11 protein-coding genes are annotated in these 10,819 nt (G+C 69.0%); all 11 read left to right on the top strand.

Annotated elements, in window-relative coordinates; translation table 11 throughout:
- The first annotated feature begins 325 nt into the window (after positions 1–325).
- A complete protein-coding gene (locus tag A7X97_RS21240; RefSeq protein WP_072168847.1) occupies positions 326–1,006 on the top strand; it encodes an STN domain-containing protein in 681 nt (226 codons plus the stop codon).
- Positions 1,007–1,022: 16 nt separating this feature from the next.
- Positions 1,023–1,553, top strand: coding sequence for an RNA polymerase sigma factor (locus A7X97_RS21235; protein ID WP_061479455.1), 531 nt, complete (start codon positions 1,023–1,025; stop codon positions 1,551–1,553).
- A gap of 69 nt (positions 1,554–1,622) precedes the next feature.
- On the top strand, positions 1,623–2,603 hold the full coding sequence (locus A7X97_RS21230) for a FecR family protein (RefSeq protein ID WP_111008418.1): 981 nt from the start codon (positions 1,623–1,625) through the stop codon (positions 2,601–2,603).
- Positions 2,604–2,661: 58 nt separating this feature from the next.
- Entirely contained in the window at positions 2,662–3,213 is a 552-nt protein-coding gene (locus A7X97_RS21225) for a hypothetical protein (RefSeq protein ID WP_072168844.1), read from the top strand.
- A 120-nt stretch (positions 3,214–3,333) separates the two neighbouring features.
- Positions 3,334–3,915 (top strand): hypothetical protein, encoded by a 582-nt coding sequence (locus A7X97_RS21220; protein WP_111008417.1) that lies wholly within the window; start codon positions 3,334–3,336, stop codon positions 3,913–3,915.
- A gap of 57 nt (positions 3,916–3,972) precedes the next feature.
- Positions 3,973–4,410 (top strand): type II secretion system major pseudopilin GspG, encoded by a 438-nt coding sequence (gene gspG / locus A7X97_RS21215; RefSeq protein ID WP_005416799.1) that lies wholly within the window; start codon positions 3,973–3,975, stop codon positions 4,408–4,410.
- A gap of 9 nt (positions 4,411–4,419) precedes the next feature.
- Positions 4,420–5,325: a type II secretion system minor pseudopilin GspK gene (gene gspK, locus A7X97_RS21210; protein ID WP_111008419.1), complete on the top strand. Its 906-nt coding sequence runs from the start codon at positions 4,420–4,422 to the stop codon at positions 5,323–5,325.
- On the top strand, positions 5,322–6,485 hold the full coding sequence (gspL, locus tag A7X97_RS21205) for a type II secretion system protein GspL (RefSeq protein WP_111008416.1): 1,164 nt from the start codon (positions 5,322–5,324) through the stop codon (positions 6,483–6,485). The genes gspK and gspL overlap by 4 nt, the downstream gene beginning before the upstream one ends.
- The gene (gene gspM / locus A7X97_RS21200; protein WP_111008415.1) at positions 6,482–7,009 is read left to right on the top strand and encodes a type II secretion system protein GspM; all 528 of its coding nucleotides are present in this window, start codon (positions 6,482–6,484) and stop codon (positions 7,007–7,009) included. Before gspL ends, gspM begins: the two co-directional genes overlap by 4 nt.
- A complete protein-coding gene (gene gspD, locus A7X97_RS21195) occupies positions 7,006–9,387 on the top strand; it encodes a type II secretion system secretin GspD (RefSeq protein WP_111008414.1) in 2,382 nt (793 codons plus the stop codon). The genes gspM and gspD overlap by 4 nt, the downstream gene beginning before the upstream one ends.
- A complete protein-coding gene (gene gspE, locus A7X97_RS21190) occupies positions 9,384–10,817 on the top strand; it encodes a type II secretion system ATPase GspE (protein WP_072168839.1) in 1,434 nt (477 codons plus the stop codon). The genes gspD and gspE overlap by 4 nt, the downstream gene beginning before the upstream one ends.
- Positions 10,818–10,819 lie beyond the last annotated feature (2 nt).

The raw sequence follows: 10,819 nt of genomic DNA, 5'->3' as shown, positions 1-10,819 counted from the left end.
GCTCGATGGCGCCATCCATGGCGCCAACGGTCCTGCCTGGCCACACCGCCCCGCCGCCTGACAGTTCCCCGCGATCCGTCGGGGTCGGATCCCGTTGTTGCGCAACGGGTTTTGACCCCTGGGGCAGATGATCATGCCTGTTCGATTCATTGATTCCTGACGCGTGACTGGCTTCGCAGGGCCTGACCCGGCGTCAGCCGTGGCGGCGGTCATCGCAATGACATGTGCCCCCGGTACGGTTTGAGCCCGCTTGCGGGTCGCGCGTGGGCCGGGGTTCCGGTTGTAGTGCGCGACCGTTGCAGCTGCTGTCGCTGCCGAGGGTCATGTGTTCTACGTCAGGGGGCTGAATGGACACCATGCGGTCAGAACTTGGAAGGTGGCCATCGCCGCATGGCTGCTGCTGTCCTTTGCCGCTGCCGCACAGGACGCGGTTCACGCCTACGACATCCCTGCGCAGCCGCTGGAACAGGCGGTCGAGCGCTTCAGTGTCATCAGTGGGTGGTCGGTGATGTATCCCGGCGACCTTGCTTCGGGCCGCAGCAGCCATGCGCTGCGCGGGAGCCTGGCGCCGCTTGTGGCGCTGGAGTCGCTGCTGCAGGACACAGGGATCGAGGCCGAGGTGATCGGCGAGCAGCGTGTGGTGCTGCGCCGGGGCAAGCCCTCGGCCGCGGAACCCGATGTTGGCGCGGGGCTGCCCGAGGCCGAACGCCGGCGTCGCTACGGCGGGTTGCAGCAGCGGCTGCGTGCGGCGTTCTGTGACGACCCGGAGATTGCGCCCGGCCGCTATGCCGCAACGCTGCGCTTCCGCATCGACGGCGCGGGCCAGGTGAGCGAGCCCGAGCTGCTGTCCGGCAGTGGCAGTGATCGCCGCGACGCACGCCTGCTGCAGGCGCTGCACGGCCTGGTGCTGGCGGCCGACGCCGCCGCGCTGCCACAGCCGGTGACGCTGCAGATCCGTCCTTCCGGCACCGACCACGACTGTGGCCGGCGCGCGCCCCTTCCATGACTTCAAGGATTCGGACATGAACAACGGTACGGCTGGGGCGGTTGATCTGATGGACCACCTTCTGGGTGCCTACGACGAGCTGAAACGCCGGTTGGTGCGCAAGCTCGGATCGGAAGAGCTGGCCGGCGACGCGCTGCAGGACACGTGGATGCGCCTGAGTGCGCGACGTGACCGCCTGGACGCGGTGCAGAACCCTGCGGCCTACCTGCTGCGGATGGCGATGAACACCGTGATCGACCGCCAACGGGCAGACCACCGCCTGCTGAGCCTGGAGGAGGTGGATACGCTGATGGACATGGCCGACCCGGGGCCGGGGCCGGCACAGGCGGCCGAGCTCGACTTCGCGCTGGAAGACATGGTCGGCCTGCTGCAGCGCATGCCCGAGCGCCGTCGTCGCATCCTGCTGGCGATCCGCGTCGATGGCCTGCAGCAGCGCGACGTGGCCGACCACCTCGGTGTGTCGCTGCGGTTGGTGCAGCGGGAGCTGAAGGCAGCCCAGGACTACCTGGCCGAACGCAGTGGGCAGGGGCGCCAGGTGCGGTTCTGAGCGACGGCATCCGTCTACACTTTGACGCCGAGCAGAACCCCGCAGCGTGCGGGTCCGGCATGAGCTCCCATGGATCCTGACGACCGCCCGCAACGCCCGCTGGATGCCGTTGAGCGTCAGGCCCACGCGTGGGTGGTGCGGCTGACCTCGGGCGAGGCGACCGCTGCCGATGGGCGCCGGTTCCGTGCATGGTGCGAGTCCGACCCGCGTCATCGTGAAGCGTTTGGCCGTGCGCGCCGGCAGTGGGAGCAGGTGCAGCTGGCCGGCGAGCGACTGCCCGCCGCCGCGCGCCAACCGGTCGCGCCGACGCCGGCGCAGCGCTGGAGCCGGCGCGCCTTCCTGGGCGCTGCGGTGGCGGCGCCGGCCAGTCTGGTGGTGGTGGCGGCGCTCCGCCCGCCGCTGGGATTGTGGCCGTCGGTGACGGCGATGGCGGCCGATTTCCACACCGGCACCGGTGAACGACTACAGATCGCGCCCTCGCCGCAGCTCAAGATCGAACTGGATACGCAGAGCAGCCTGCGCCGCCGCGCGCACGCGCAGGGCGAAGGCTTCGAGCTGGTGCAGGGCCAAGCCGCGATCGAAACCGGTGCTGGCCTGCGCCTGGCACTGTTCGCGGGCCCGGGTTGCGTGATTGCCGATGAAGGTGCGGTGCGCCTGGACGTGCGCAACACCCACGGGCTGGTACGGGTGACCTGCCTGCAGGGTAGCGCCCGTATCGAGCACCCGCAGGGCCGCCTGCAGCTGCAGGCAGGCCAGCAGACCCGGTTCGACGAGCGCCTCAGTGGCGTCGTGGCCGAGGCCGTAGCTTCGGAAGTGAGTGCCTGGACCGAAGGCATGCTTGTGTTCCGCCGCGCACCGCTGGGCGAGGTGGTGGACGAGATCAACCGTTACCGGCGGGGCAAGGTACTGCTGGGTGAATCGGCATTGGCGCGCGCGCCGGTCAGTGGCCGCTTCCGCATCGATGATCCGGATGCGGCGCTGGAGCAGCTGCGACTGACGATGTCGCTGGATCTGCGTCGCTTTCCGGGTGGCATCGCCGTTCTTGGATAGATGAAGGCGCTGGCCGTGCGCGCCGCGCAGGGCTGTTGCAAGCGAGGAGAAGCCAAGGATGCGCAACGAGACCATCGGTGTGCTCGATCTGCGTCGCAATCTGTCTGCATTGCTGGAAACCACCCAGCGAAGGCCCCTGATGGTGCATCGTTATGGTTCGCCCTGGGTGTGCGTGGTGTCTGACGCGCAGTGGCAGCAGCAGGCGGTGCTGCTGGACTTCAATCCGCAGTCACACCCCTTGGCGATGCTGCTGCGGTTGCAGCAGCAGGAGATGCCCTTGGTCGAATCCGGGGCGCTGCCGCCTGCGGCGCTCGCACGCGCACTGCTGTTGGCGGACATGCATGGCATCGACGATCTCACGCAGCTGCATGAGCAGGTGCTGCATCATCGGCTCTGGCACTGGTTCGTGGCGGGCGCCCATGGGGTGATGGACGGGTGGCAGCTGCCCGCGCTGCGCGTCGCGCTGGCGTCATGGTGCGATGACGTGGACATGACCGATGCACTGGTCGCATTCGCTGCCCGCAGCGACGTGGCGGTACTGGCCCGCCGTTGTGGGGGTGACGCACCGCGGCTGCAGCGCGAAGCCTGCAGGCGGATGACGCTGCGATGACGTTGCCGATGAAGCGCCATCCCGTGCACAGAGTTGCATTCGCGGTGTCGCTTCACCTGCCTTGCTGACGTCTTCTCCAGAGTACGACGCACCACGCGTCGCGGAGCACGGGCGGCGCAGATGGAAGACAGTCGCAGGATCAGCATGCTGGAGCTGGATCGCCACCTGAGCCAGTCACTGGAGCAGGCACGGCACACGCCCCTGAACGTGCAGCGTTACGGGCGCTCGTGGGTCTGGGTGCTGTCCAGTGACGCCTGGGCGGACGCGGCGCGCTGGGCGGCACTGGACAGCAGTGCGCATCCACTGGCGGCACTTCGAAAGGCCCTCGACCTGCGGATGCGGCCCTGGCCCGACGCGGCCATGAGCGCGCTGCCGCTTGGCGCAGCCGATGCGCGACTGCTGCAACGTGCGGCCCTGCTGGTGAACGTGCGTGACCTCAACAGTGCGCAGCGTGTGTACGACGACCTGCGCTACCACCAGGCCTACCGCATGTTCATCGGGCTCGACCACGGCACCGCGTGGTCGCCGACGCAGTGCGTGCGCCTGCTGCAGGCGTGCGTGCATCCGTTGCTGCGCAAGTGCATCGACCAAACACTGGCCAGCGTGCCGCCGCACCTGCTCGAGGCGGCACGCGTGCCGGCTGCACGTGCGCCCGCACAGGCAACCGCGCAGCGAATCGCAGGCGGATGTTTATCGTACTGACACATGCACCGCTGACCATGGTGCAGCGGTCTCTTCCAGGATGACGAGGGCGGAACAATGGCAAGGCAGGCAGGTGGTCGCAGGGCTCGGCAGCAGGGCTTCAGCCTGATCGAGATCATGGTGGTGGTGGTGATCATCGGCATCCTTGCCGCGCTGATCGTGCCGCGGTTGATGGACCGTCCGGACCAGGCGCGCGTGGTGGCGGCGCGCCAGGACATCGCGGCGCTGATGCAGGCGCTGAAGTTGTTCAAGCTGGACAATGGGCGCTATCCCAGTGCCGAACAGGGCCTGCAGGCGCTGGTGAAGCCGCCGCAGGGCAGTGGTGCGTTGCCGGTGACGCCGTACCTGGATCGCCTGCCGAATGACCCGTGGGGCCATCCGTACCAGTACCAGGTTCCAGGCACTCATGGCGACATTGATGTGTTCTCGCTGGGTGCGGACAGCAAGCCCGGTGGCGACGCCGGGAACGCAGACATCGGCTCCTGGCAGCTGTGAGGCGTGCTGATGGCAGCCCCGACGCGTTCGGTCTCGTGCACCCGCCAGCGTGGCATGGCGGTGATCGTCGCCCTGCTGGTGGTGGCGTTGGTGGCCGTGATTGCCACCGCGCTGCTGACCCGGCAGTCGGCGCAGCTGCGCGCGCTGCGCGGCGACCAGTTGCGCGCGCAGGTGCGCATGGCGGTGGACGCCACGCTGGAGCGTGCGGCGCAGCAGCTGCGTGAGGATGTAAAGGAACAGCTGACCACGGTGCGCAGCGGGCGCTGGGCGCGCCCGTTGCAACTGCAGGCGCCGTTGCCGGTGCAGCTGCAACTGGTCGATGCGCAGTCGATGTTCAACCTGCGCAACCTGCTGGCACAGGGCAGGCCGGACCCCGAGGCGCGGCGCGCGTTCATCGCGTTGTGTGCTGCACAGGGGCTTGGCCAGGGTGCCTGCGCATCCGCGGCGGACCACATCCAGGCGCGCCTGCGCGACGGTGACATCCAGGCACAGGCCCCACTGCCGCGCGAATCACTGATCGCGCAGGCACTGGCCGGTGCCGATCCGGTGGCATTGCAGGCGCTGGCGCGACGCACCGTGGTGCTGCCGGCGCAGACCCTGGTCAACGCCAATACCAGCGACCTGAGCGTTCTGCAGGCGGTGACGCCTGCGGTCGAGCCCGCACGGCTGCAGGCGCTGCTCGCTGAGCGCGACGCCGGCCACTGGCTGCTCAACCGCGGTGACATCGCCAACCGACTCCAACTGAGCAACGAACAGATGGCCGTGCTTCCACTGGGTATCCATAGCGAGTGGTTCCTGGCCGTGGGCCGGGTGCAGGCTGACGGCAGCGCGGTTGATTTTCGCGCGCTGCTCTGGCGCGAGTACCGCGACGACGGGGTACGTGTACAACGGGTGTGGACGAGGATCGGCGCATGACGGTGCAGCTTCGGGTGCGCCTGCCGCCGTTGGCGCACCTGCGCGCCGACAGCGCGGTGGACTGGGCGCGGCTTCACAAGGACGAGGTAGTGGCACACGGCCGCGACACGCTGGCCGCGCTGGGCCTGCGGCATCCGCGGGCGGCGGTGCATGCCTGCCTTGACCCGAACGACCTGATCCTGCTGGAACTGCAGCTGCCGCCGCTGTCCGGGCGCCGCCTGCAGGCGGCGTTGCAGGGCGAGGTGGAGGCCATGCTGCTGGATGACCTGCAGGAGGTGGCGCTGGCCCACGGTGCGCAGGCGGCAGACGGTACGGTTCCGGTGGCCTGGCTCGGCCAGCAGGCGATCGCGCAGGCGCAGCAGCTGCTGGCCTCGTGTGCGCTGCAGCTGCAGGCGTTGTATCCGACGCCACTGCTGCTGCCTTGGCAGGACGGCCACGCCACGCTGCAGGTCAGCGGCGAGCATCTGCTGGTGCGCAGCGGGCGCGATCGGGGACTTGTCCAATGGTATGGCGGACGTGACGCGTCTGCGGTGATGCAGGCGTTGGCCACCCGCCTGCAACAGGCCGGCGTGCAGGCCGTGCAGTGGATCGGCAGCGTGCCGCCGACGTGGCCGGACAGCCTGCCGGGCACCGCCGTCGCGCATGAACGGCAGGCCTGTGGCCCGTTGCCGGGGTGGTCATTGCCGCTGCCCGGCGCAGGCCGTCAAGCGCCGCGACTGGCGATCGGCCTGGCACTGGCGGCGGTGCTGCTGGCTGCACTTGGCCTGCAGTGGCAGGTCTCGCGTTGGCGGGTCGAGGGTGAGGCGCTGCAGCAGGACATGGCACGGCAGTTCAGCGCACGCTTTCCGGAGATCACCGACGTGGTGGACCCGGTGTTGCAAGCAAGGCGAGCGCTGGCGGTTCCGCCGCCAGCGCCGCCGTTGCCGGCGCTGCAGCGCCAGGTCGCCAGCACGCTGCATGCGGTTCCGGAGCTGGCGGGGCAGGTGCACAGCCTGCACTACCAACCCGGGCAGGTGTACCTGGAGCTGGACGCCGATGCCCAGGCATTGGCTGACGATCCACAGCGGCTTGAGCACTGGCAGCAAGCGATGCAGGCGCAGGGGCTGCAGCTGGCGCGCGACGCCGGTGGACGCCTGCGGGTGAGCGGAGCGGGACAGTGACGACCCGAACCCTGCGGCTGGGCGAGGGGCTGGCGGGCCTGCAGCAGCGCTGGCAACGCCTGCCACCGCGCGACCGGCTGATGCTGTGGGTGATGGTTGTGGCGCTGCTGGTGGCGGGCCTGTGGTCGTTGTGGCTGGAGCCGCTGCTGAAGCAGCGCACGCACTGGCAGGCCGAACTGCCACGGCTGCAGGCGCAGCATCGCGCACTGGCACCGCTGCTGCGCGCCCGTGAGCGCCAGCAGCTGGCGCAGGGCCAGCATCCGACCCCGGCCGGGCTGCGTGACCAGATCAAGTCCGCCGGTCTGGCTGGCGGCCTGCATATCGAAGCGCGCGACGGGTGCTGGCACCTGCAGGTACGGGCCGTTCCCGCCGATGCGCTATGGAACTGGCTGTTGCCGCTGCTGGCCGATCCGGCCATCGAGTTGCAGCAGTTGCAATTGACACGCACAGGGGATGCGAACATGCCGGCGGCAAGGATTTCCGGAAACATCGTGATGGTGGCTCCTGCGGGTGCCCATCCATGAGGGCGATGCGCAGCCTTGCCTGCAGTGCCGCATTGGCACTGATCGTGGGCATGGCCCACGTGCCGGCGCCGGTGGCGGCGCAGGACACCCGCGATGAGCCGGTGCAGCTGAACCTGGTGGATACCGATATCGGTGGTGTGCTGCGCATGGCGGCGCGCTTCACCGGACGCCAGTTCCTGGTCGACCCACGCGTGACCGGCAAGATGACGGTGGTTTCCGATGGCCCGGTCAGCCGTACCCAGGCCTACCAGCTGCTGCTGGGCGCACTGCGCATGAGAGGCTTCGCCGTGGTCGAGAACGGCGGCGTCAGCCGGGTGGTGCCGCAGGCCGATGCCAAGCTGCTCGGTGGCCGGGTGGGTAGCGGTGGTGCAGGGGGCGAGATCGCCACGCGTACGTTTGCGCTGCGCTATGAGAATGCGGCGGCGCTGGTGGCTGTGCTGCGGCCGATGATCAGCCCGGACAACCCGATCACCGCCAATCCAGGCAACAACACCCTGGTGATCACCGACTACGCCGACAACCTGGAGCGCATCGCGAGGGTGATCGCCAGCGTCGACACGCCCGCCGGCATGGACACCGATGTGGTGAAGCTGCAGCAGGGCATTGCGGTGGACGTGGCGGCCATGGTTGCGCCGCTGCTGGATGCGCAGGGCGCCGAGCCGGGCCAGAAGGTGGTGGTGATGGCCGACCCGCGCAGCAACAGCGTGCTGCTGCGTTCCAGCAGCCCAGGCCGCACCCGCCTGGCGCGGCAGCTGGTGGAGAAGCTGGACCGCGCGCAGGACGAGTCCGGCAACCTGCATGTGGTCTACCTGCGCAACGCCCAGGCCAACCAGCTGGCCGGTGTGCTGCGTGGCGTGGTGGCCGGACAGAGCGATGCACCGGCCATGGGCAGCAACGAAGGCATCACCCCACTGCCGGGTGACGCCAACCGTTCCACGCCCATCCAGCCGTCGCAGCCGCAGCAGGCCAAGCCCGGAGGCAATGCGCTGGAATCGCAGCGGCTGGACCCGAGCCGGGGCGACCCGATCGATGCAGGAAGCACCGGCTTCAGCCATAACGGCATTTCGGTACAGGCGGACGTGGCCACCAACACCCTGCTGATTTCGGCGCCGGAGCCGGTGTACCGCAACCTTCGGCGGGTGATCGACCAGCTCGACCAGCGCCGTGCGCAGGTGCTGGTGGAAAGCCTGATCGTGGAGGTCAACCAGACCGACGCGGCCGAGCTGGGCGTGCAGTGGATGCTGGGCAATGGCCGTACGTTTGGCGGCACCCATTTCGGGGGCGCTACCGGCGGTAGCGGGCTCAATACCGGTGCGCGTACCACGCTGGACGTGCTGCCCAAGGATGGCCTGAAGATCGGCGTGATCGACGGCACCATCAACCTGCCCGGTGTCGGCCAGATCCTCAACATGAAGGCGCTGGCCACTGCGCTGCAGAGCAAGGGCGGCGCCAACATCCTGTCGACGCCGAACCTGATGACGCTGGACAACGAGGCAGCCAGCATCATGGTCGGCCAGACCGTGCCGTTCGTCAGTGGCCGCTACGTGACCGACGGTGGCGGCGGCAGCAACAACCCCTTCCAGACCATCGTGCGCGAAGACGTGGGCCTGAAGCTGCGGGTGCGCCCACAGATTTCCGAGGGCGGTACGGTGAAGCTGGACATCTACCAGGAAGTCAGCAGCATCGACGCGCAGAGCGCGAACAGCACGGCCGGCATCATCACCAACAAGCGCGCACTCGATACCAGCGTGCTGCTGGACGATGGCCAGATCATGGTGCTCGGTGGCCTGCTGGAAGACAGCGTCAGCCATGGCCGTGATGCGGTGCCGGGGCTGGGGAAGATCCCGGTGCTGGGCGCCTTGTTCCGCAGCGACACGCGCAAGCGCGCCAAGACCAACCTGATGGTGTTCCTGCGCCCGCACGTGGTACGCGACCCGGCCGCCGGACAGCGCCTGACCCGCGACCGCTACGACTACATGCGCAATGCGCAGGCCGGCGCGCAGCCCGTACAGAGCTGGGCCTTGCCCGCGCTGTCGGCGCCGCAGCTGCCACCGCAGGACCTGTCGGTACTCGGCCAGGGCAATGCGCGCGATGGCCACGGCCAGCCGTTGCAGAACACCAGCCTGGCAGCGTTGTATCCGGCCGGTGACGGCGATGCGCAGCTGGTGCAGTTCGCACAGGGGCTGGAGCCGAGCCGTGCCAGCCAGGGCGTGGCGCAGGTGCGGGCGCTGGGCCTGCAGGCCTACGCGGAGGCGACGCCGGGCGAGGGTGGGCAACGCCTGCGCGTGCGGTTGCCGCGTGATCCGGCGAAGTTGGATCCGGCATTGCAGCAGCTGCGCGGGCTGGGCTACACGCCGGAACTGGTGATCGGGCCGTGAGCGCCGTTGTGCCGCTGCCATACGCGTGGGTGCGCAGCCACGGCGTGATGCTGTCCGAAGCCGGTGGCGAGCCGGTGCTGCTCGGCACGGCCGACACGGCGGCGTGGGCCGTGGCCGAGCTGCGCCGCCGGCATGGCCCGCTGCCTTTCCATGCCCTGGATGCGGCGACCTGGCAGCAGCGGTTGGGTGAGCAGTACCGTGACGGCGGTGATGCCGCGGCCGTGGTCGGTGCCGCCGAAAGTGAAGTCGATCTGGACCGGCTGATGCAGGACATGCCGGAGGTCACCGACCTGCTGGATGCGCAGGATGATGCGCCGGTGATCCGCATGATCAACGCGCTGCTGGCACAGGCTGCACGCGACGGTGCCAGCGATCTGCATATCGAGCCGTTCGAGACCCATTCGGTGGTGCGCTACCGGGTGGACGGCACGCTGCGCGACATGGTGCAGCCTCGGCGCGCACTGCACGCAGCGCTGGTGTCGCGCATCAAGATCATGGCCCACCTGGACATTGCCGAGAAGCGCCTGCCACAGGATGGGCGCATCGCGATCCGCGTGGGCGGGCGGCCGCTGGACATCCGTGTTTCCACGGTACCGACCGGGCATGGCGAGCGCGCCGTGCTGCGATTGCTCGAAAAGGATGCCGGCCGCCTGCAGCTGCAGCGCCTGGGCATGGCCGATGACACCCTGGCCACGTTCACCGGATTGATCCGGCAGCCGCACGGGATCGTGCTGGTGACCGGGCCGACCGGCAGCGGCAAGACCACGTCGCTGTACGCCGCGCTGGGCCAGCTTGACAGCAGCACCAGCAATATCCTCACCGTGGAAGATCCGGTGGAGTACGACTTTGCCGGCATTGGCCAGATCCAGGTCAACGCGCGCATCGGCATGAGCTTCGGCACCGCGCTGCGCGCGATCCTGCGCCAGGACCCGGACACCATCATGATCGGCGAGATACGTGACCTGGAGACCGCACAGATCGCGGTGCAGTCGTCGCTGACCGGGCACGGTGTGCTGGCTTCGCTGCACACCAACGATGCGATCTCGGCGGTGACCCGCCTGGCCGACATGGGCGTGGAACCGTTCCTGCTGGCCTCGTCGCTGCGCGGTGTGCTGGCGCAGCGGCTGGTGCGGCGGCTGTGCACGCAGTGCCGGCGTGCCGAGGTGGACGGCGAAGGCCGGACCGTATGGCGCGCAGTGGGTTGCACGGCCTGTGCCAACAGTGGCTATCGCGGACGCACCGGCATCCATGAACTGTTCGTGGTGGACGACCGGGTACGTGCACTGATCCATGAAGGGCAGGGTGAGCCTGCGCTACGCGAGGCGGCACGGCGGGCCGGCATGCGGACCCTTCGACAGGACGGCCAGCGCTGGGTCGACAGCGGGGTGACCACGCTGGAAGAGATCCTGCGCGTTACTGGCGACGACTGAGG

Source organism: Stenotrophomonas sepilia (assembly GCF_003244875.1).
In the GTDB taxonomy this organism is placed as follows: domain Bacteria; phylum Pseudomonadota; class Gammaproteobacteria; order Xanthomonadales; family Xanthomonadaceae; genus Stenotrophomonas; species Stenotrophomonas sepilia.
The sequence above is the reverse complement of the archived record's forward strand: the minus strand, read 5'-3'. Positions and strand labels throughout refer to the sequence as shown.

Excerpts from the sequence above, each read along its gene's own strand:
- gspL (WP_111008416.1), top strand. The coding sequence starts at position 5,322 with ATGACGGTGCAGCTTCGGGTGCGCCTGCCGCCGTTGGCGCACCTGCGC.
- A7X97_RS21235 (WP_061479455.1), top strand. The coding sequence starts at position 1,023 with ATGAACAACGGTACGGCTGGGGCGGTTGATCTGATGGACCACCTTCTG.
- A7X97_RS21220 (WP_111008417.1), top strand. The coding sequence starts at position 3,334 with ATGGAAGACAGTCGCAGGATCAGCATGCTGGAGCTGGATCGCCACCTG.
- gspG (WP_005416799.1), top strand. The coding sequence starts at position 3,973 with ATGGCAAGGCAGGCAGGTGGTCGCAGGGCTCGGCAGCAGGGCTTCAGC.
- A7X97_RS21225 (WP_072168844.1), top strand. The coding sequence starts at position 2,662 with ATGCGCAACGAGACCATCGGTGTGCTCGATCTGCGTCGCAATCTGTCT.
- gspD (WP_111008414.1), top strand. The coding sequence starts at position 7,006 with ATGAGGGCGATGCGCAGCCTTGCCTGCAGTGCCGCATTGGCACTGATC.
- gspK (WP_111008419.1), top strand. The coding sequence starts at position 4,420 with ATGGCAGCCCCGACGCGTTCGGTCTCGTGCACCCGCCAGCGTGGCATG.
- A7X97_RS21230 (WP_111008418.1), top strand. The coding sequence starts at position 1,623 with ATGGATCCTGACGACCGCCCGCAACGCCCGCTGGATGCCGTTGAGCGT.